Source organism: Eubacterium ramulus (genome assembly GCF_003122485.1).
Lineage (GTDB): Bacteria > Bacillota > Clostridia > Lachnospirales > Lachnospiraceae > Eubacterium_I > Eubacterium_I ramulus_A.
Genome location: NZ_JRFU01000107.1, coordinates 1 through 19,607, shown reverse-complemented (window position 1 = coordinate 19,607; position 19,607 = coordinate 1). Strand labels below are relative to the sequence as shown.

Sequence of the window (19,607 nt, the reverse complement as noted above, 5' to 3'; positions counted from 1 at the left end):
TTTATATCAAGAGTTCTCCAAAGGAGAACTTTCCTATAAAGTAAAAAAAGAGCATTTTCTTAAATCTGACTTTTAAGAAAATACTCTATTATATTCAATATTCTTTTTTCTGTGATTGACATACATTCAATTACAGACTATATTTAACATTTATTATCATACATTAACATTTTCAACGTAAAAATAGATTGCTCCGCATTAATGTACATATTTCCATGAAACTTTTCTAATGCCATCTGAATTGATGATAATCCTATTCCATGATTCCCTATATCTTTCTTAGTACTTATGATATGATGCTTTTCATTATACGCCAACGCTTGATCATAAGGATTTTGAATGATAATACATAGACAAGATTTTTTGTAAAATATCGATAATTCAATATATTTTTTACTATTATCTGCATTCTTAGACACTGCTTCTATTGCATTGTCTAATCCATTACCAATAATAATACATAAAGCATCATTATCAAACGGTAAATTCTCCGGGATTTCAAAATGCGTTTTAAAAACTATGTGTTGATTGGTCGCATAATTTAGCTTGTAATTTATCAATGAATCTAACACTCCATTTCCAGTATTTACTACTGGGACAAAAGGCTCCGCAATATGAAGGTATTCATGAATATATTTCATAATTTCTGTACAGTCATTTTTCTGAGCCAAATTTTGTATATATATGATTTTATTTTTAAAATCATGATACTCACGCTTTAGTGTTTTCAAAGAGTGCTCATTTCCCTGAATCTGTTTTAAAGTATTCTGTATTTGTTGTTCGTATATAATATGAGCACGCTCAAGTTCTATATATCTGGACATTTGCTGATAAATATGAAAAATGCATATATTTACCAATAACAGTAACACTGCCGCAAACATAGAATTAACATGTGTATTTCCATTTTTGTTATCAGCTTCAAAAATCAAATAAATAATCAAACTACTGATAAGTGGAATACTCATCATAAAACTCCAATATTTAACCGGTAACTTTGAGAAAGAACCTTTTACAAATATTCGCGAAATATATGTTAATAATGCGATCAAAAGCATTTTAGATATAATACTTCCCGTTAAATAAAAAACCTCTTGCGGATAATGCATTCCCTGTAAAATTATATATACAATTACCTCTATCAATGCAGCTACTATATTCCAAAGAAATGTAAGTAAAGCAATTTTTAAAACAGACGCATGATATAAAGCATAACATGCACATCCCATAAAGGCCGTCTGCAAAATAAAATTGAGTAGATATTTTGCACCTATCCAATTTAGGAAATAAAAGTTTAAGAAAAACAAGATACACCATATACATATCCTGAACACCATGCTAAGTTCTCGTTTTTCATCAAAAAAAGAGTTAAAAAACTCTCCAATAATCCAAAAATATATAATATATTGTAAGAAGGTTACTATGTATTCCATTACAATCTTTCCATAATTCGTAAATACTGTTCACGAACCATTTTTCTTCTGTTTTCACTTATTTTTAAATATGTACCATCATATAAATTCACTTCCGAAAAGCTCAATGCTTGAATATAATGTAGGTTCACGAAAAAGGATTGATGTATCCGTAAAAAATTGTGCTGTCCTTCTTGAAATTTATTCTCTATATCATTTAACTTTCCACTTTGATACATATCACCATTTACTGTATGAATAATTATTGTATGTAGTCGGCTTTCAAAATATATAATATCCTTGACTAGAATTGAAAATCGTTTATGTTTTACAAAAATGAATAAATCTTTTTCTCAGATATAATCTTTTTCAATGCCAGCTCCAGATATTCATTAAATCGAACTTGATCAATAGGCTTCTGTACAAATCTTAATGGCTCTACTTCAAATAATTCTTGACAATATGAAGTATATGCTGAAATGAATATGATAACCGTATCATAAGATTTTTCTCTCATTTTACGTGCAACAGTTATCCCATCCACACGCATTTCAATATCCAAAAATGCGAGATCATATACACAAGTTGTTGAACATCCATTTAGAAGTGTACTTCCATCAAAATAAACATCAATATTATACTCAACATTTTTGTGTTTCATAAAACTGGTAATTAAATTTTCAATTTGAGTTGTTGTAAATACATTATCATCACATATTGCTATATTAATCATTTTCTTCCGGTGAAAGAGCATCTATAAGATCTTCTATGAGTGCTTGTTTTTTAACTGGCAAAGCTGCATATCTGGCATATGTCTCAACAAATTTTTGATTACTATATGCTTCGGAAACATCTACTTTATATCTAAAATCAGTTTCACAAAGTAAGTAATCCACAGACACTTTAAAGAAATGTGCCAATGATTTCAATAAACTGCTTGTTGGTTCGCTTTTCCCCGATTCAATTTTGCTAATTTGATTCTGAGAACATCCTATCGCCATTGCCAATCCCTGCTGTGTTAATTTCTTTTGCGTGCGTAATTCCTTAATACGATTTTTCACCATTCCCGTCTCCTTTTAACCCTAAGTGTATAAAAAAATCCGTTCTGTGATACTCCAATTAGTTATAAGGAAAACCCATTTGCTATATATTCATGCAAAAATGTCATTTTTATACTTAAAAATGATTGATAGAATTGCTCATACCCGTTATATGGTATTCTTTTCAAAAAGGAGGATTTACATTATGAAAAAAAATGGGAAAAAAATTTTACTTCATTCAACTGCTGCTGTTGCAGCTATGACCTTAGATGGATTTTGCTGGTTTGTTTTCCATCAGCCAAAAACCCCATCCTGTTTATTGGAAGAGAAGCATAAGAAATGTACAAAAAAATATATGAAAAACTAATTCGCACTGAAAACTACACTGAAAAAGAACTGGAAATTGTCTTATATGGTATCCATGCCATGATCGAAATCGGAATAACTTTTATAATATGTTTTTTCATTATGTTCATAACACATAGCTATATAGAAGGACTTCTTTTCTTTTCCGTATTTATTCCTCTACGTTCTTTTGCCGGAGGATTTCATTTCGATAATGCATGGATTTGTACAATAATATCCACACTGTATTTTTTCTTGATAATGGAAACATCACACTTTACCGTTGTTAATTGTAAAATTTCCTATATATTAGGAATATTAAGTATGATAGCAATTTTGTGTATTTCTCCCGTTATCAATGATTCCAGACCAATTTTACCAGGAGAGTACCATACATTTGGAATTCGTTTAATGCTTTCCATCTGTTGTATCTTTGTAGCGGAATCCATACTTTATTATTTGAATAGCCAACATTACCTATGGCTAATTACACTTGTCCTGCTATCAATGATCTGTATATTGTTTTTGGGTAAAATCAAGTGGAAATCCCTTAATAAGCACAATTCCTACTTTAGAAAATTTTGTTTCTATATCAGATTAAAGTCAATATCATAGTAATTTACATTATATAAAGAGAAATGGAAAATAGTATACTATTTCATAGAAATGCTATGGTAAATCATAACCAGCTTTAAGAATCCACAAAATATAATTCAATAGACAGACAAAAAAGGCAGTTATTCTCTGATATGAGTAAATAACTGCCTTCTATGTATGAAATTTGATCACTATTTGAATCGGAGCAATAACTTTTTCTCCACACTGTACAACAGCTTTCAATATCTTGCTCCCTACCTAGACCGAATACATCGAACTCTTCCAATTTTTTCCTGATCTATGACTGATATTCTTTATATACGTCAGTTTTTTACATATGGAAACTTCATAAACCAGGGCAAGTCCAAAATGCGTATAATCTGTGGGTTTTGGATCTCGCCAAACGTCTCTTTCAGAGCTGTATGCAGTTCTTCCGGAAATACGTTTGAGTGAAATGGTGACTCAAACAGCTCCTCTAGGTTCATGGATGCCTTCGCTTCATGCGCCACTACAAAGGGAATCTGAAGCTCCTGTCCGGATGCTTCCCGAACCTCTCGCTTTTGGTCCACGCGGTATTTTCCCTTCCGGACGCTGGCACCTGTGGCAAAGTAAATCTCTGCCATCTCCTGGAAATCCCGATAAAGTTCTGATGGTGTAAATTCCAATCCATGAAAATCCTTGGGAAAGCAGATTCCCGGTAGATATAACGGCTTCCCATCCACCCGCAGTTTCAGGCAGTCTGTAAGCAGCTCTTTTAGATTCGTTGGCAGTTCACACAAATTTGGTAACATATTTTCTGTCCGGAATCGGTAAACATACATCCGATGATCCTGATCCATATGGTTCTTTTCCAAAAGGCGTTGCATATCCGGCTCCGTCAACTGATGAAAATACTTCTGCATGTCTTTCGCCTTTTTTCCAAGTGACAATTGCCCCCACTCATGGATCGTCATACCAATCCACTGAAAAAATTCCTGGTCGATTACCACAAACTGCACTTTCCCCAGTTTTTTAGGATAATGCGCACTCTGCCTTGCCATTTGCATTTGTATGATTGCGGCATCTGCACTGGAATGTACATTGTTCATCCAGTTCCATTCATCCTTGGTAGCCTCTGGATATAAAATATCCCAGATCTCATTTGTGTAACGCATAATTGGTAATGTGTACTGTTCCATTTTCGCACCTATTTGCAGGATATTCCTGCATCCTTTCTCATCTGTCTACTTATATATACGGATTTCGAGCACCTTTCATAACAAAAAAATGCGAAAAAAAATCCTGACCTCAATAAACGAAGCCAGGATTTCACTGTTTTTATCTTTTCTTCCTACCTACTGTTCTTTCGGCAACTGTGGCTCAGCAAGCCATTCCTGCACCATGGAAACATCTGCATTTAACGCTTGGGCAATCTGCTCCACTGGCAGGCCAAAGTCATTTAATCGATTCGCCATTTCCTTTTTTTCTTCTAGTGCATAGCCTTCTGTATATCCTTCTACATAACCTTCCGCATATTCCTCTGCATATTCCTTGGCATATCCCTTTGCACGTCCCTTTGCATAGCCTTCTGCACGTATCTCTTCTATCTCTCGGCTCATTTTCTATTACTCCTCCTTTAACATGATAGGCTCTGATCGTTATATTATCAGAGCCTATATCTTGTTATTTCTGGCTATTCATCCATTTACTAGAATTATTTCACTGGGGAAGTTTCTCCAGAAAGCCATTCCTGAATCATTTGAACACTTACCTGCACTGCCTGAGCAATCTGCTCCAATGGCATCCCCATCTTATATAAATTGTTTGCTGTTTCCATTTTGTCTTCCATTCGTCCCTCTTCACGAATTTCTTCCAACACTTTACACATATGCGTGACTCCTTCCTCTGACTCTTTTAACTCGTATATCCTTTTTGCTAATACACCGTCCTGCATATCAGATGCCGCCTTGCAGTGAAAATCATGCATCAGCCGTCCAAGCTCTGTATCCTCATGCTTGCTTGAATCCACATAAATAATGTGGGCTTCATCTCCAAATTCTGCCCCATTTTCTTTTATGATCCGATCCACGTGAGCAATCGGTAATCTGTAACCAAGCGTATCATCCTGTGTGACAAATATAATATATGTTTCGGGAAGTTTATCAAAAAACTCTCCCGGATTCAATACATTCATATCCATTAATCCTAAATGATATCTGGCACGTTTCGGGATTGCTCCCTCATCTTCCTGCTGGATTTCTACATTAAACAGGCGACCATCCCCCGACTTTGCTACACAGTCAAGAACAGCACTCCTGCCATGTAAGTTTTTGTAATCCACCTGAACCTGGTTATCAAGAACGGTCAACATGCTGTCATTCATAATGATACGCAATATGTATTCACAGCATTCCTTATCTTTGAGCACATTCCTTGCCAGAATGTCGCTCATCATGGTGAGATTTTTAATCTTCTCAATGTAGCGCACTTTGCGTTCTTCAAATGTTTCCATCTTATAGCTCATCGGTGTACTTCACCTCCCAACTATTCCCATGAAATCCATTTGTCTTTGAGACTATTTTACACATAATCACTTCTTCTTTCAAGTTCTCTACCTCCTGTTTTCATTTGAATTGTAAGTATTTGTTCCAGCCCTCCTTTCCATGCCTATATACTTATATACGGATTTAACGGGCATGTAGTAACAAATATTTACAATTTTCTACAAAAAAGTTTCTGCAAATCACATTCCGGTTCCAAGATCAACCTATTTTGACATGACCCGTACCTGCAATTACTTCTTGTTACGTTTTTTTGTTTCCTCAATTTCAGCTTTATGCCGTTTGAGCCACGCATCCGCTTCCTCTTTCGTATATGGTTCGATACTTTCATCTACGACGTACTTTTCATAAAGGAAATATTCCCCTGTTTTTTTGGAATAAGATTTTAACACTGTGGTAAAAAATACATCCATTCTCAATACGCGCAACTTCTTTTGCAGTCTCGGTGCAATATACTTTTCCTTTTAATACTTTCTTCATCAAAAATTTCCTTTCCAATATTTAAAGTGCTGCTTCTGTTTTGCCTAATGAAACCGGTAAAAGAACATAGAGATAATCCATCCCTTTGATCAGACAAGGATCATTTGCACCACCCAAACTCAAGTCAATGGTTTCATCCTCTACGGCCTGCAAGATCTCCATCAGATAGCGGGGATTATATCCTATTCTTAGCAGTCCACTTTCCCCTTCCGTTACGGCATTGATCGACTCTGACATTTCCCCTGCTGTGGTCGCAGCTTCCAGTGTCACTTTATTCTCCGCAACCTGTACGACCAATGGCTTCTGCACCTTATCTGCCAGCAGCAGCAATGCCCTGGAAACACTGTCCTTTAACTGTGTCTTATCGATTCTGATCTTTCTGTTTGTCTTATCCTGCAGGAATGCAGAAAGATCAAAATATTTTCCATCAACCAGCCGCATAGATGCCCAGACATCTGGCATCAGAAAGCAAGCCAGATGCTCCGTTACACACAGATCTACTTTCTGTTCCTCATTATTTAACAGCTTGGCGATCTCTTTTAATGGGATTCCCGGAAGATTTAATTCCATTTCCTCCGTCTGTACCTCTAGCGCCCGGATTGCGATCCGATGACCATCCAGTCCGGTCAGACGCATCTGCCCTTCCTCACACTTAACATGTACCACCGACAGCATTTGATTCACTTCTGTGACCGCAATGGAAAATAGTACCCCATTTAAGGCATCTTTTAACATTCCCTGCAACACGCTGCAACTTACTTCCATTTCTGTCAGATCCGGAAGTCCTGGGAAGTTCTCGACATCGCTGACTGGCAGCTTGATCTTCACCTTTTTCCCGGATATCACAGCCATTTTTTCATCCGATTGAATTACCACATTACCGTCAGGCATTTTTCTGGAAATGTCTGCCAGTGATTTTCCATCAATCGCACAGCATCCTTCCTCTTCTACCGTTCCGTCTACCTTCACCCGTAATCCAATCTCCAGGTTAGTAGCTTCCAGCAGGATTTCATCCTCTTTCGCTTTGATGATGATGCATTTTAAAATCGGCCTTGTGCTATTCCTACCATTTATACCTTTGAGCGCAATACCAACTTTCTGCTCCAGCTCACCATTTTGAATTGTGATCTTCATTTTTTCTGTTCCTCCTTCGTTCCTCTTTTTGGGAATACGAAAAAGCAGAGCATGATGCCCTGCTTTCCGGTATCCGAATATTTTCTTTTTAATATAAACAGGATTGCTCCTGTTATATCCACTTGGGTTTGTTTGCAAGGAACCTTGCTTTTTACTGACTGAGCTTATTGTCTGCTACTGACACCGCTCCTGACTGAATCATTCTGTCTCGAATGTATTATTGACTCTTAATAGATATATACGTTGATTTGAACTGGGAGGAAACTTAACACTTATTCGACGCAAAAAAGTGACAGAAGTTTTTTATCTCCTGCCACTTTTTGTCGTATTTTCATATGATACTTTCACTACTTTACGTCTGCTATTATCTGTTCCAGGCTTCTCAATGCCCCCTGCTCTTTTTCATCTGACAAGTAGCTGTCTAACTCATCCTTTGAGAATTGTCGAACCTGGTAGAAATACTGCTGTGCACAGCTATAACTTATAACACAAGCATCTGCATCTGTCACAAAGATATAATTTACAATTCCTGTTCCTAGCATCTGCTTTTCATCCCGCATATATTCGATCCGTTTTGCAGTCCACACAGCATTTTCTCCCATATATGCATGCGCCATCTTCTCTGCATCCAAAGAAAGTCCCTGGTACTGTGCTGCATCTTCCGCTATTTTTTTGGAATAATTTGAACCAGTGTCTTTTTCCGCTGAAACAGTCTTTATTTCTCCATTCTGCAGATTTACGGATACCATATAGGAAATACCTGCCGCTTCATCCCGATAAGTAATATGATCTGTTGTAAATGTCTCTCCATTTGCGTCTAATGCCTGATCATGCTCTGTATCAACTGCAAGCGTATCCGTATCAATCCCATATAACTGCTCCAACAAAGTAGATGCTTTTTCTAATGCTTCCTCTTGGGTAATTTCTGTCACATCATCTGCTGAAGCATTGGTCACATCTGCATCTTTTTGTCCCTGTGCTGTCACACTGTAATCCCGCTTTGCATAAAAATCGATCAATTCCAACATCTGCTCATCATTCAATGCTTTCTCTGGCAGATAAAAGGTACTGTTCTGAGCCAGAAAACAGATCTGATCTGATACAATTTCAGATTTATCCGAAATCTGCAAAATGCTTCCATCTGGGAATAAACCTTCTGCCTGGTATTTCTCTGCCAGTTCATTCAGCCGCTTTTGCTCCTTTTGTGATAACTCTCTGGAAAATGTATCTGCATCCGCTTTGGCAGCATCCGTCCATAAATCTTCCTGCTCCTTTTCAGAGGTCTGCTCCGCACGCTGTTTTGCATAATTCATTCCAGCACGCACGCCACCAGCGCCACAAACTCCAACGCATAATATAACGCAAGCTGCTGCAATCATTTTCTTTTTTCTCTGTTTTTTCTTATTCATATGCATTTCCCCTTCACAACATTTTTTGATTTGCTCCTGTACCATTGCCTGGTAATCTTCCGGTAAAATCACCGGATGCTCCTTTACATGCTCCCGAATCTCTCGATCCATTTTTTCATCAGATAACATGTCCACGCTCCTTTCCGTCCTCTATCCATTTTGCCAGCTGTTTTCTCCCGGATGAGAGCCTTGTTTTTGTCGTTCCTTCCGGAATATCTAACAGTGTACTGATCTCCCTTACCGAAAATCCCTCATAATAATAGAGAACCATGACAACACACACATTTTCCGTCAGTTCCAGAATTACTGACCATAAATGGTCTTCCGCTGTTTCTGGTTCCTGCTCGTATTGTTCCGGATCAGCAAAAAGCACAACTTTCTGTCGTTTCGTGATCGCCGAACGGGATACATTGATCAGAATCTTCATCAGCCAGGATCTTGCACTTGTACGTTTCCTGAGACTTGTCCTGTTTTCAAATGCACGCACGATACATTCGCTCACTGCATCCTGGGCATCCGCCTGATTTTTCAGTATGGAATACGCCAAGACATACATTTCCTTTTGATTTTCCAAGATCAGCTTCGATAATTCTTCCTTATTCATTACACTCATATAAGTTCGTCCACCAATTCTCTACTATAATTTTCCGTTACATATATAAGACAGTTGAAACCTGCAAATGGTTTTCTAAAATTTACATCAAGTCGAATATGCATGTTATCTGCATCTTTTTATAAAGAAAAATTGCAGAGAGCAAAACCCTCTGCAATAATCAATCGTTTTTCTTAATCCCAATGATATACATAGGATTTGCTCACCCATCCGTAGGTTCCTGTTTTAATCCGCTGTACACGATGCCAATTTAATCCGGCACTTCCATATGCAGACCAGTCAATCCAGATCAGTTCTCCATCATACATGAGTTCAAGAATCGTTGCAGATGTACTTGGAGATTTTCTTAACCGCACTCCATTATTGATGATCTCACCATTCGCAGTATGTGTTGTCACTCTTGCCAAACTACGATTATGTTCCACATCCGTTGATAAAATCTGTATCTCACAGTTTTGTACATTATCTGCTGGAGCATTTCCTGTTTCCGCTGCATACGCAATACCTGGTACACTTAAAAATAATGTTGCCAATATACAACAAAATGTTCTCATAACTTTCTTTTTCACAGCTTCCTCTACCGCCTTTCTAACGCTTTACTCTTATATAAAAAATTTTCTTTGCTACATTTTTTAACCTGGCTCTCACAACCTCTTTAAAATGTTGTGGGGCGCTAAATGGATCTTTGCCAGACCACATCTGGATTATCTTATTTTCACTATTTGTTTCCATCCATAGATTCCCATTTTATGCTGTTTCCTTATTACAGAGTTTTCCATTTTTCATTTCAAATACTTCATCGCATAATACCTGAATGTCTTCCTTGTTATGGCTCGCAATCAATACAATCTTTCCAGTTTTTCTAAATTCCAAGATCAGCTTTCGCATATCTTCTATGCCGCTCTCATCCAACCCATTCATAGGTTCATCTAAAATTAGTATGTCCGGATCTTCCATGATTGCCTGTGCAATCCCCAAACGCTGTTTCATACCAAGTGAATATTTTCCTACATGTTTCTTGGAATTCGGATCTAACCCAACGCGCTTGATTGCCTCTTTTACATCCTCTTTCGATATTTTTCCGGCAATCTTTGCCAGATATACTAAATTTGACAATCCACTTTCATGCCATAAAAATCCCGGATTTTCAATCAATGCACCTAAATTCTCCGGAAAGTCTACATCTTTTCCTATTTTTTTTCCGCGAACAATGATCTCTCCAAGATTGGGATACATATAACCACAGATCAGTTTGAACAAAACTGATTTGCCAGAGCCATTCCGTCCTACAAATCCATAAATATGATCATCATATAATTCAAGATTAATATCCTCTAAAACATTTTCACCTTTGAAGGCTTTACTTACATGTTTAACCTCAATGAACTTTTCCATCACTGATCCTCCTTAACAACAATACTTTTCCTCTTCTGGATACTAATATTAACAGACTGCAAATCACCAGTAATTGAATGACTGCTACCACCATAACAGAAAAGCCTCCATCTCCATAATTTTGTCTGATATAATAATACATTCCCCAGGAAAATGGACTGTGTGCTGGTGTCAAATGTTGCGTAACTACCATAAATTTTGCGGCCGTTTCTAAAACTACTGCCAAGATACTTGCAACAATCATATTTCCACTTATCATTTTGATCCAAATAGAAAAAGCTAATAAGAACACCGAATGTAACATAATCAAAAACAGCGGTAATGCTATCTGCTTTGTTAAATGATTACCCATGATAATACATGCACATCCACTCACGCACAAATACAAAATTACTGTTTGTAAAATAAGTGTTCCATATGTATGTAACCACCATCTCTGTACTTTTTGGTAACGATACGCGTATAAAAATGCCTGATCTAACATATTTTCACAATGCCATAGTTCCAAAGCATAGACAGGCATAAAAAGCAACAGCCATTGCACAATATCCATCCCATAAAATCCATCATTTTCCGGTGTCCATCCCGGTCCGGACAGCAAATCTGTAAAATCTAATGCCGTAATGCCTAAAAAAAATGTTAATCCAACCGTAATCACAATCGATAATAAAAATTTTTTATTCATTATTTTCACTGCTTCCTAACATTCTAAAATCTGTATGGACTACGACAAATTTTCCTAACATATATACAATATAAATACTAACAACGAAATAAATATAGGAATGTGCCAAAGTAAGTCCATAATCACCTAAATGGTTCGACAAAATAGCATTATTAAAATGTAACCATGGTCCCAAAAATGTGAACCGATCCAAGGAAGAAATAAGCATTGTAATTACATGAAGAACTCCAACAGTAATCGTGCCAAAAGCAGTATTTGAATACATATTCAAAGCAAATAGTATTCCAGCTAAAAATACACTATATAAAACCATAAGCAAAAACGTATGTATCATCGCTGACCATGGACTGTATTGACTCAGTAACAACGGTGATGGAATCGATAAATTATTTCGGAATGAACTTGCCCCTGCATAACTCTGTATAGCCTGACTCCATATATTATTCATATAGGTTTTTCTTATTAAAATCACTGCACTTAGGAGTGCCAATATAAAATAGTATAGTATAGCCTGAATTACGATATACAACCACATCGCATCATACCAATTCTTTCTTCCTGTACGATGAATCTTCAAAAATGAATCGGAATAGATAAATGGTGCATCCGATATCACGATAATAAATCCGAAAACGACCAAGGAAATATTTCCATACATACCAAAATGTTGAATAAACGCTTCCCACAAATTTCCTGTATGTGTTCCTAAAAAATGATAATAATTCACAGACGTAACAGCTATTGATGCTATTCCAACTAGATAACCTGCAACACATCGCTTCCGATATGCTACTGTCTGCAACTGATACCAGAGCAGCAAGAACATTGTTTTAAATTTTCTCATGTTTTTTCTGCCTCCTGAATAAAAACCATATCGCCAAAACTACCCCTACAATATAAATTGCAAACAAAAGGTATGGTCGTATCAATGAATCGTTATAATCGTAATCGTATCCAATCATAAAAATCGGGCTCACTGCATGAGGTAATGCAATCCACAAAATCTGATAGATTACAAATGGCAAAATATAGACAATATATTTGTTTCTTATAACCATTGAAAGCAGAAGTGCCAATTCAGCCCATAGAATTCCAAATAAAACCATAAGTAAACCACGCAAAATGTAAACTGCTGGTTCTCCCCACATTGTTATAACCCGATTCCATATAAGTTCAGCAAAATCTTTCGAAAATTTTACAGAAGAATTTCGCGTAAAAAAACTGAATGGAACAGCTACGGAAAGATATGGGATAAGCGTTGATACTGCACCGGAAATACCCACTGCAATCACCTTATACCCCATATATTTTTTTAATGATATTCTGTTTTTTACATAATTTAGGTATCCACTATTACGTTCTTCTAATAATGAACTTCCATATGCAAGCCCCGGAAACATTCCAGCAAACGTGTAGTATGAGCATAAGGAAAACAACCAAACCATCTGTGCCAATCCATTATAATATTCTGGTTCTTTTATCATCCCCCTAATTGGTATCCATCCAAGCAATATTTCATAATAAATAATTGCGATCGAAACAGTGCATGCTAATACCATCCACTTGTTACAGATTGCACGCTTTATCATATGACCTAGCATAATTATTTCTCTCCTATATATTTAACAATGTATCCATTAGTATCTGAGCAGTTTTTATTAAGATAACAATTCACCGTTCTGTGCATTGATACAGATATATGCATCTGATGAGTTCGAAAATATATACCAAACAGGATAAAAACTATTCGTTCCAGAATTTAGGTAATATGCTAACGTAATATTTGTATAAGTGACATCTTTCCATCCTAGTATTTCTCCATTCTCTGCCTTTTCTTTTACAATCTTTAGCATATCATCAACAGACATAACAGAAACTCTTTTCTCATTCTTTTTTGAATAAAATCCATGAATCTGCATACTGCTAACCCCATCATTTGAAATAAAATAGCTATCTCGTAAAATCCCAGTACGCTCAACTAATGGGACATCATCAATACAAGGAGCACTTAAAACGTCTGCCATATAGTATCCATTATTCCCGCCTATTCTTGTCGTTAAAATATACGATGTTATGCCAAGCTGTTCTGATACTCCCTTCGCTTTTTCAGATAAAACTTTTAGCTGTTCTTTCATTTCCTGTGTTGGACAATTATTTTCCGTATACTCAATGTCTGCAACATTCTGGATAGAAGTATTCTCATAAAAAGACTTTTTGATTCCATTATCTATCGTATAATCAACTTTGAATGCTTTATTACTTTCTGACTCTGATGCAATTTGCCATACTTCTTCTAAGACGCTACTTTCTACTGATTCCATTTTTTGATCATTAAGTAATACTTCTTCTATTTGATTTTTAGAAATCAGTGTCTGTTCATAATCGCCTTGCACAATTTCAGATTCCGGTACAGTAACAGTTGCTGCAATGTGTATATCACTTGGATATTCATCTTTATTTGGTATTGCAAACGTACATTCAATCCATCGACCCTGTTCTTCTTTTATTTGTTGTCGCACTATCTTATCTAATGATTCAGCCTGTACCGAAGTATTATCCAACTCCGGTTTTCCACAGGCAGACATCATTCCAACTATTAGAGATAAAAATAAAACTGTCGTAACTTTCCTCTTCATATATTTTTCCTTGCTTCCATCAACTTCAGAAATACCGGAAGAAAGTTACTTTACCCTATTACATTATTATATTTTCTCAGTAGTTGTTAATTTGCATTCCAGTAACCCGAAGCTGTTGCACTGGTATTTCTCAATCTATTATCTAATCGTACTCCCAGATAATATGTTACATTTGCAGGTCCATGACCATTCCAACTATAATACTTAGTACTCATTGTTGTTTTTGCCCATGCAGCATCTGCATCTTCAACTTCAGTATAAGAAGAATTTCCTGAACGCAACATTGGTTTAAATGTTATTCCAGATGTACCATCTATTGAACCCGCAAAGTTAAGACTACTTATATTCATAAACCACATTGCATTTGCTGTCGCTTTTTTGTTTGGGTAACTAGTCATCGCACGATATGTGAATGTACCATAAACGTTTGTTACTTTTCCAGTCGCATAATTCGTATTTCCTGCAAATGCAGGTGTTACTCCCAAACACATTACCATTGCTGCAGTCATAATACCTGTTAATAATTTCTTTCTCATAGTATTTTCTCCTTTCTCTCTTTCTTCCAATATTTCTGTGTAACCATACTATGACATATTTTTTTCTGTCTGTCTTGAAATGTCCGTCAATCATATACTATCAGTCCGTCAATCCTTATTAGAGACTGATTCGCGGACAGAAACCCTATTATTCGCGGACACAGTAAACTATTTTTGATTTTATATGTTAAGATACAGTCAGCTAAACTGCAGGGGGGAAGTATTATGGAGCAATTAGCAAAATTACTTACAGAACAATTAATCAAGAAGGGAGCTGATTACCAGAAGCGTGATATTTATCAATATGCATTAGAATATTTTTTATCCACTATAATTGGAATACTTGGAATCATTACCATAGCAACATTATCCATAGGACCTATCCATGGTATCCTATACCTGCTATTTTTCATGCCTATAAGATCCGTAGTAGGCGGTTACCATGCAAAAACATATCATGGGTGTTTTTTTCTATCTATGTTACTTTTTGTTTTTGGAATTATACTATACAAGTTTTTATATATGGTAAAGTTTTCACCCCTATACCTTATAATTATAATGCTTGTTATTGTAACCTATTTTACAAAGCAAAAACCTATAATACATTCAGATCAACCTCTCACCACTACGCAAATCCGCAAAAATCATATGCTATGCATTATATTTTCTATTACTGAATATTTAGGATTGATTGTATTGTCATTTTTAGACTACCCCCTTGCTCTTATGCCAGCGATTGCACTTATAGAAATCTTTATGCTAACACTTGTACGAAAGAAGGAATTATTATGAATTTTATTACATCATTATTAGAGTGGATTGCCAAAACATGTGCCGGAACTACTTCTAATTGGCTATCCTATCAGCCTCAAAAACCTGATACATTATGTCCATCTGTCTCTGAATGTGACAGTTCCAAATAAAACATTGTTATTATTTGCTATTTGAGTTATCATCTAAATAGTTTTATTTTTAGGGAGGTTTTATAAATTGATTCAAATTGCAATTTGTGATGATTCAGAAGTATCTTTACAAAATCTGAATCAGGCAGTAACGGATATACTAAAATCAAATCATGAACTTGCAGAAATTACGCTTTATAGGGAAAGTAAATTTTTAAATTATGATATAAACGAAGGGCATTTTTATGATCTTATACTAACGGATATTCAAATGCCACACATTGATGGTATGGAATTAGCCGCAAATATCCGAAAACATTTGCCAAATTCATTGATTATTTTTATTACCGCCCATTCCAAATATGCATTGGATGCATTTGAACTATCCATTTTCCGGTATATTGATAAAGAAACCATTCCTAAGAAATTGCCACTAGCTATTGCAGATGCACTTAAAATGATTCATTTACAGGAAGATCAATATTATCTCTTATCGTATAACCGAATGCATCGAAAAATAGTATTGAAAGACATTTTATACATACAGCGTGAAGGGAAAAATAGTATTTTTTATTTAGCAAATCAAGATACTTTAAAAGAACGAAAAAGTTTAGTCCCGATTATGGAAAGCCTTAACAGTTCTGATTTTATTTTTATTGACAGAGGTATTATCGTAAACCTAATTCATATTGTATGCATTCGAGATACAACCATTGAATTAGATAATGGTCATTTTATCCTTGCCAGTATTCCTCGTATGAAAGAGTTGAAATTTCAGCTTCAAAAATTATGGAGGGATTCACTATGACAGCTTTATTTATGATTTTTGATTATGGTTTTACATTCATCGAAGTATTTTTATTTTTTATTATATTAAAAGCCATTTATTCTGATATTAATTATAAATATGCATTTATTATCACGCTTGTATCAGCCTGCTGCACTACGTTTATTAACCAGATATCATTGTTCTCTGCATTTTCAGTTATAATATTCGTCCTGTCTACCTTTATTGGCGGATGTATTTTAGTCCGGAAAGATTATTTTATGCTACTTTCCATAAGTGCATTTTATGTATTGATGATGGGATGCTATGAATTTTGTTATGCCTCACTGATCATGCATTTTTCTTCTTACAGAGCTGATTATCTTACACTCATTTTAGATTATGGATGGCCACGTTTTATCTTCTCACTTACAACAAAATGTGGACAGGCGATTGTTGTCCTTCTTGTATGTGCTGTCATCCGGCGTATTGCAAAAGAAAAATTTTACGTCTGGAAACTGGCGATTGTTACGGTATTAGGATATATCAGTATTTTATATATGATCCATAGTACATTTCAAAATTATACGACAACAACTTCAAAACTCTGGGTGGTTTTCGCTGCTTTCTTATTACTGCTGTTTTTCATCCTGCTTTTTGAAATTGACTTACGAAGCCGCAGACATTTACAAGAAAAAGAAGCATTGAGCAAACATTTATTGGAAGAAAAATATCAAAATCTCTCTGCAATGTTTAATCAAAATGCAATGCTGTACCATGATATCAGAAATCATCTGTACACACTATACCATCTGCTTGAAGAAAATCGTGTTTCAGATGCCATAAATTACATTGAAAATATACAAAAACCGGTCCAATTATTAAAGAAAACGAGCTGGACCGATAATGATGTCGTAGATGCCGTATTAAATGACAAAATACAGCTTATGGAAAATCAAGGTATCCACTATGATGTTCAAGCAGAATTTCCATACAATACAGGTATTGAGGATGCCGATCTTTGTACGATATTGGCTAATTTACTGGATAACGCAATAAAAGCAACGAAACAATTACCGGAGCAAACTGTACCAATAAAAATCCATATCCAAAGTATCAAAAAATTTGTCATCATAGAAATCAGAAATCCATCTCTTGAAATTGAGTTTGCAACTGACGGATTTCCGAAACGGACAAATAAATCTTCCTTCCATGGTTGGGGATTACATAATGTAGCTCAGGCAGTTGAAAAATATGATGGTGCTTTACAATTTAATTACAAAAATGGTATTTTTGCAGCATCTGCAATGCTATTCTTCCCACAAAAACCAATCAACGAATCAGAAGTTCACTCTTAAACGGAGTGGACTTCTATTTTTTATTACTTTTCCATAACTTCCGCAAAAAATCCACCCCTGGGCTAATCATCTTCTCTTCCGTTTTTCCCATCTTTCTGTATTGTACCATTTTGCCACTTTTTTCTTCCGGTATTATCCATTGTACTTCATTTTATTTGCAGTATACTTAGGGCACAATCGAACGGAGACAGACTTACGTGTTTATTCAATCACATACCCGTCTGCCTTCCAGCATTTTTACACAGGAGGTATACATACATGAAAAAACCGATCTTAGTTGTTATGGCAGCCGCTATGGGGGATTAAAACAGATAGATCCTGTTGGCAGCCATGGGGAAGTCATTATGGACTATTCACTATATGATGCCCGTCGTGCCGGGTTTGAACGCGTGATCTTTATTATCAAGCACTCCATCGAAAAGGATTTTCACGAAGCAATCGGAGCACGTATCGCAAACTATATGGATGTTTCCTATGCTTATCAAGATTTAGAGGACCTGCCGGAAGGATATACCGTACCGGACGGACGGGAAAAACCATGGGGCACCTGCCATGCGATCCTTGCAGCCAGAGATCTCATTGATGCACCGTTTGCAGTGATCAACGCGGATGATTACTATAGCACCACCTGTTTTCAGATCATCTACGATTACCTGTCCACACATTCAGATGATGATAAATACCGCTACTGCATGGTCGGCTATCAGTTAAAAAATACCGTTACGGAAAACGGCTCCGTTGCAAGAGGTGTCTGCACCACCGATGCTGATGCCAACCTGGTCAGTGTCGTGGAGCATACACAGATTGAAACGTATGAAAACGGCATCCACTTTACCGAAGATAAAGGAGCTACCTGGCAGGACATCGATGGGTACACCACCGTTTCCATGAATCTCTGGGGATTTAATGAAAGCTTTATCAAAGAAGCTGTGGCACCTACCGGCTCTCCAGCCATCCAAAAATGCCAACCTACCGCCCCAAGGGACGAAAAGACTTCCAGATCATTTACATCGCTTCCGGACTGGTGCATTTTCATTTTGATAAACCGGAAAATGAGACCATCGTCCCTGCCGGGAACATTGTACTCTTCCGTCCCGCAGAACTGCAGAAGTATGAATTTTACGGGAAAGACAAAACAGAAGTTTACTGGGTACACTTTACCGGCGGCGAAGTAAAAAATATCTTACGGAAAAATGGATTTGCAGATAAAGAACGGATCTTCCCGGTCGGGACATCCTTAGAGTATGAGCGCGTCTTTAAACGCATGATCTTAGAGTTACAGAAATGTGATGCGGATTATCAGGAAATGCTGACGCTGTTACTATGCCATCTGCTCATCATCTTCCACCGGGCAATGCTCCAGGAGCACACCCTGAAAAATGAATTTCTGGACCGGCAGATGGATACTACTGCCTCCTACTTTAACCAGAATTACAACCATGACATTAACATCGATGCGTATGCATCTTCCCTTGGCATGAGTGTGAGCTGGTTCATCCGTAATTTCAAAAAATATACCGGGGAAACACCGGTGCAGTTCATTACTTCGCTTCGGATGACCAACGCACAGGTACTGTTGGAAAATACAACTTACTCCATCAATGAAATTGCACGCATTGTCGGATACAACAATGCCCTGTATTTCAGCCGGATCTTTCATAAGCAGAAAGGCTGCTCCCCTTCCCAGTACCGCCCAAGAAGTCATGAAACTTAACCGTCGCGAAAAATCGGATGACGGGATATGCTCCCTCATCCGATT

23 protein-coding genes and 2 pseudogenes are annotated in these 19,607 nt (G+C 36.5%); 8 read left to right on the top strand and 17 right to left on the bottom strand.

Annotation, left to right across the window (positions count from 1 at the left end; translation table 11 throughout):
* Positions 1-143: 143 nt before the first annotated feature.
* Genes LG34_RS09640 through LG34_RS09625 form a run of 4 tightly spaced genes read right to left on the bottom strand, consistent with a single transcriptional unit; the run spans position 144 to position 2,476 of the window.
* Positions 144-1,433 (bottom strand): ATP-binding protein, encoded by a 1,290-nt coding sequence (locus LG34_RS09640; RefSeq protein WP_109215887.1) that lies wholly within the window; start codon positions 1,431-1,433, stop codon positions 144-146.
* Positions 1,433-1,723, bottom strand: coding sequence for a LytR/AlgR family response regulator transcription factor (locus LG34_RS17505; protein WP_431602610.1), 291 nt, complete (start codon positions 1,721-1,723; stop codon positions 1,433-1,435). The genes LG34_RS09640 and LG34_RS17505 overlap by 1 nt, the downstream gene beginning before the upstream one ends.
* Positions 1,724-1,740: 17 nt before the next feature.
* A complete protein-coding gene (locus tag LG34_RS09630) occupies positions 1,741-2,145 on the bottom strand; it encodes a LytR/AlgR family response regulator transcription factor (RefSeq protein ID WP_181369342.1) in 405 nt (134 codons plus the stop codon).
* Positions 2,138-2,476 (bottom strand): helix-turn-helix domain-containing protein, encoded by a 339-nt coding sequence (locus LG34_RS09625; RefSeq protein WP_109215884.1) that lies wholly within the window; start codon positions 2,474-2,476, stop codon positions 2,138-2,140. The genes LG34_RS09630 and LG34_RS09625 overlap by 8 nt, the downstream gene beginning before the upstream one ends.
* 181 nt (positions 2,477-2,657) lie before the next feature.
* On the opposite strand from LG34_RS09625, the gene LG34_RS16750 reads away from it, so the two are divergent.
* On the top strand, positions 2,658-2,819 hold the full coding sequence (locus LG34_RS16750) for an AgrD family cyclic lactone autoinducer peptide (protein WP_158582275.1): 162 nt from the start codon (positions 2,658-2,660) through the stop codon (positions 2,817-2,819).
* A complete protein-coding gene (locus LG34_RS17500) occupies positions 2,792-3,412 on the top strand; it encodes an accessory gene regulator B family protein (protein WP_109215882.1) in 621 nt (206 codons plus the stop codon). The genes LG34_RS16750 and LG34_RS17500 overlap by 28 nt, the downstream gene beginning before the upstream one ends.
* Positions 3,413-3,717: 305 nt before the next feature.
* On the opposite strand, the gene LG34_RS09610 is transcribed toward LG34_RS17500, so the two are convergent.
* The 13 genes from LG34_RS09610 to LG34_RS09545 form a co-directional block, all read right to left on the bottom strand.
* Positions 3,718-4,572, bottom strand: coding sequence for a hypothetical protein (locus LG34_RS09610; RefSeq protein ID WP_109215881.1), 855 nt, complete (start codon positions 4,570-4,572; stop codon positions 3,718-3,720).
* A 156-nt stretch (positions 4,573-4,728) separates the two neighbouring features.
* Positions 4,729-4,992: a hypothetical protein gene (locus LG34_RS09605; RefSeq protein WP_021738305.1), complete on the bottom strand. Its 264-nt coding sequence runs from the start codon at positions 4,990-4,992 to the stop codon at positions 4,729-4,731.
* A gap of 95 nt (positions 4,993-5,087) precedes the next feature.
* On the bottom strand, positions 5,088-5,897 hold the full coding sequence (locus tag LG34_RS09600; RefSeq protein WP_021738306.1) for a PD-(D/E)XK nuclease family transposase: 810 nt from the start codon (positions 5,895-5,897) through the stop codon (positions 5,088-5,090).
* Between the two features lie 538 nt (positions 5,898-6,435).
* Positions 6,436-7,548: a DNA polymerase III subunit beta gene (gene dnaN / locus LG34_RS09590; protein ID WP_109215879.1), complete on the bottom strand. Its 1,113-nt coding sequence runs from the start codon at positions 7,546-7,548 to the stop codon at positions 6,436-6,438.
* 347 nt (positions 7,549-7,895) lie between these two features.
* On the bottom strand, positions 7,896-9,086 hold the full coding sequence (locus LG34_RS09585; protein WP_109215878.1) for a hypothetical protein: 1,191 nt from the start codon (positions 9,084-9,086) through the stop codon (positions 7,896-7,898).
* On the bottom strand, positions 9,076-9,570 hold the full coding sequence (locus LG34_RS09580; protein ID WP_109215877.1) for an RNA polymerase sigma factor: 495 nt from the start codon (positions 9,568-9,570) through the stop codon (positions 9,076-9,078). Before LG34_RS09580 ends, LG34_RS09585 begins: the two co-directional genes overlap by 11 nt.
* 173 nt (positions 9,571-9,743) lie before the next feature.
* Positions 9,744-10,139, bottom strand: a complete 396-nt coding sequence (locus LG34_RS09575; protein ID WP_146190213.1) for an SH3 domain-containing protein — start codon at positions 10,137-10,139, stop codon at positions 9,744-9,746.
* 178 nt (positions 10,140-10,317) lie between these two features.
* The gene (locus LG34_RS09570; protein ID WP_109215875.1) at positions 10,318-10,965 is read right to left on the bottom strand and encodes an ATP-binding cassette domain-containing protein; all 648 of its coding nucleotides are present in this window, start codon (positions 10,963-10,965) and stop codon (positions 10,318-10,320) included.
* Positions 10,949-11,650 carry a hypothetical protein gene (locus LG34_RS09565; RefSeq protein ID WP_109215874.1) on the bottom strand — a complete coding sequence of 234 codons (702 nt, stop codon included), beginning with the start codon at positions 11,648-11,650 and terminating at the stop codon, positions 10,949-10,951. The genes LG34_RS09570 and LG34_RS09565 overlap by 17 nt, the downstream gene beginning before the upstream one ends.
* On the bottom strand, positions 11,643-12,494 hold the full coding sequence (locus tag LG34_RS09560) for a hypothetical protein (RefSeq protein WP_109215873.1): 852 nt from the start codon (positions 12,492-12,494) through the stop codon (positions 11,643-11,645). The genes LG34_RS09565 and LG34_RS09560 overlap by 8 nt, the downstream gene beginning before the upstream one ends.
* On the bottom strand, positions 12,481-13,251 hold the full coding sequence (locus LG34_RS09555; RefSeq protein ID WP_109215872.1) for a hypothetical protein: 771 nt from the start codon (positions 13,249-13,251) through the stop codon (positions 12,481-12,483). Before LG34_RS09555 ends, LG34_RS09560 begins: the two co-directional genes overlap by 14 nt.
* A gap of 57 nt (positions 13,252-13,308) precedes the next feature.
* Positions 13,309-14,286, bottom strand: a complete 978-nt coding sequence (locus LG34_RS09550) for a hypothetical protein (RefSeq protein WP_109215871.1) — start codon at positions 14,284-14,286, stop codon at positions 13,309-13,311.
* A gap of 86 nt (positions 14,287-14,372) precedes the next feature.
* Positions 14,373-14,822, bottom strand: a complete 450-nt coding sequence (locus tag LG34_RS09545; RefSeq protein WP_109215870.1) for a hypothetical protein — start codon at positions 14,820-14,822, stop codon at positions 14,373-14,375.
* Positions 14,823-15,047: 225 nt separating this feature from the next.
* Here LG34_RS09545 and LG34_RS09540 point away from each other — a divergent pair, with 225 nt between their 5' ends.
* From LG34_RS09540 to LG34_RS17360, 6 genes and pseudogenes are all read left to right on the top strand, one after another.
* Complete coding sequence (locus tag LG34_RS09540; protein WP_109215869.1) at positions 15,048-15,614, top strand: accessory gene regulator B family protein; 567 nt, start codon at positions 15,048-15,050, stop codon at positions 15,612-15,614.
* Between the two features lie 198 nt (positions 15,615-15,812).
* Positions 15,813-16,532, top strand: a complete 720-nt coding sequence (locus LG34_RS09535; protein WP_109215868.1) for a LytR/AlgR family response regulator transcription factor — start codon at positions 15,813-15,815, stop codon at positions 16,530-16,532.
* Positions 16,529-17,848: a sensor histidine kinase gene (locus LG34_RS09530; protein ID WP_158582276.1), complete on the top strand. Its 1,320-nt coding sequence runs from the start codon at positions 16,529-16,531 to the stop codon at positions 17,846-17,848. The genes LG34_RS09535 and LG34_RS09530 overlap by 4 nt, the downstream gene beginning before the upstream one ends.
* Positions 17,849-18,192: 344 nt before the next feature.
* Positions 18,193-18,582: pseudogene (locus LG34_RS17495) on the top strand (nucleotidyltransferase); the annotation flags it as partial.
* A gap of 227 nt (positions 18,583-18,809) precedes the next feature.
* A pseudogene (locus LG34_RS17365) lies at positions 18,810-19,061 on the top strand (AraC family ligand binding domain-containing protein); the annotation flags it as partial.
* Between the two features lie 51 nt (positions 19,062-19,112).
* Entirely contained in the window at positions 19,113-19,562 is a 450-nt protein-coding gene (locus LG34_RS17360) for a helix-turn-helix transcriptional regulator (protein ID WP_330427532.1), read from the top strand.
* Positions 19,563-19,607: the final 45 nt, after the last annotated feature.

Bases quoted from the DNA above. Each gene is read 5' to 3' on its own strand.
- LG34_RS09640 (WP_109215887.1), bottom strand. From the start codon at position 1,433: ATGGAATACATAGTAACCTTCTTACAATATATTATATATTTTTGGATT.
- LG34_RS09630 (WP_181369342.1), bottom strand. From the start codon at position 2,145: ATGATTAATATAGCAATATGTGATGATAATGTATTTACAACAACTCAA.
- LG34_RS09625 (WP_109215884.1), bottom strand. From the start codon at position 2,476: ATGGTGAAAAATCGTATTAAGGAATTACGCACGCAAAAGAAATTAACA.
- LG34_RS16750 (WP_158582275.1), top strand. From the start codon at position 2,658: ATGAAAAAAAATGGGAAAAAAATTTTACTTCATTCAACTGCTGCTGTT.
- LG34_RS17500 (WP_109215882.1), top strand. From the start codon at position 2,792: ATGTACAAAAAAATATATGAAAAACTAATTCGCACTGAAAACTACACT.
- LG34_RS09610 (WP_109215881.1), bottom strand. From the start codon at position 4,572: ATGGAACAGTACACATTACCAATTATGCGTTACACAAATGAGATCTGG.
- LG34_RS09605 (WP_021738305.1), bottom strand. From the start codon at position 4,992: ATGAGCCGAGAGATAGAAGAGATACGTGCAGAAGGCTATGCAAAGGGA.
- LG34_RS09600 (WP_021738306.1), bottom strand. From the start codon at position 5,897: ATGAGCTATAAGATGGAAACATTTGAAGAACGCAAAGTGCGCTACATT.
- dnaN (WP_109215879.1), bottom strand. From the start codon at position 7,548: ATGAAGATCACAATTCAAAATGGTGAGCTGGAGCAGAAAGTTGGTATT.
- LG34_RS09585 (WP_109215878.1), bottom strand. From the start codon at position 9,086: ATGTTATCTGATGAAAAAATGGATCGAGAGATTCGGGAGCATGTAAAG.
- LG34_RS09580 (WP_109215877.1), bottom strand. From the start codon at position 9,570: ATGAGTGTAATGAATAAGGAAGAATTATCGAAGCTGATCTTGGAAAAT.
- LG34_RS09570 (WP_109215875.1), bottom strand. From the start codon at position 10,965: ATGGAAAAGTTCATTGAGGTTAAACATGTAAGTAAAGCCTTCAAAGGT.
- LG34_RS09565 (WP_109215874.1), bottom strand. From the start codon at position 11,650: ATGAATAAAAAATTTTTATTATCGATTGTGATTACGGTTGGATTAACA.
- LG34_RS09560 (WP_109215873.1), bottom strand. From the start codon at position 12,494: ATGAGAAAATTTAAAACAATGTTCTTGCTGCTCTGGTATCAGTTGCAG.
- LG34_RS09555 (WP_109215872.1), bottom strand. From the start codon at position 13,251: ATGCTAGGTCATATGATAAAGCGTGCAATCTGTAACAAGTGGATGGTA.
- LG34_RS09550 (WP_109215871.1), bottom strand. From the start codon at position 14,286: ATGAAGAGGAAAGTTACGACAGTTTTATTTTTATCTCTAATAGTTGGA.
- LG34_RS09545 (WP_109215870.1), bottom strand. From the start codon at position 14,822: ATGAGAAAGAAATTATTAACAGGTATTATGACTGCAGCAATGGTAATG.
- LG34_RS09540 (WP_109215869.1), top strand. From the start codon at position 15,048: ATGGAGCAATTAGCAAAATTACTTACAGAACAATTAATCAAGAAGGGA.
- LG34_RS09530 (WP_158582276.1), top strand. From the start codon at position 16,529: ATGACAGCTTTATTTATGATTTTTGATTATGGTTTTACATTCATCGAA.
- LG34_RS17360 (WP_330427532.1), top strand. From the start codon at position 19,113: ATGATCTTAGAGTTACAGAAATGTGATGCGGATTATCAGGAAATGCTG.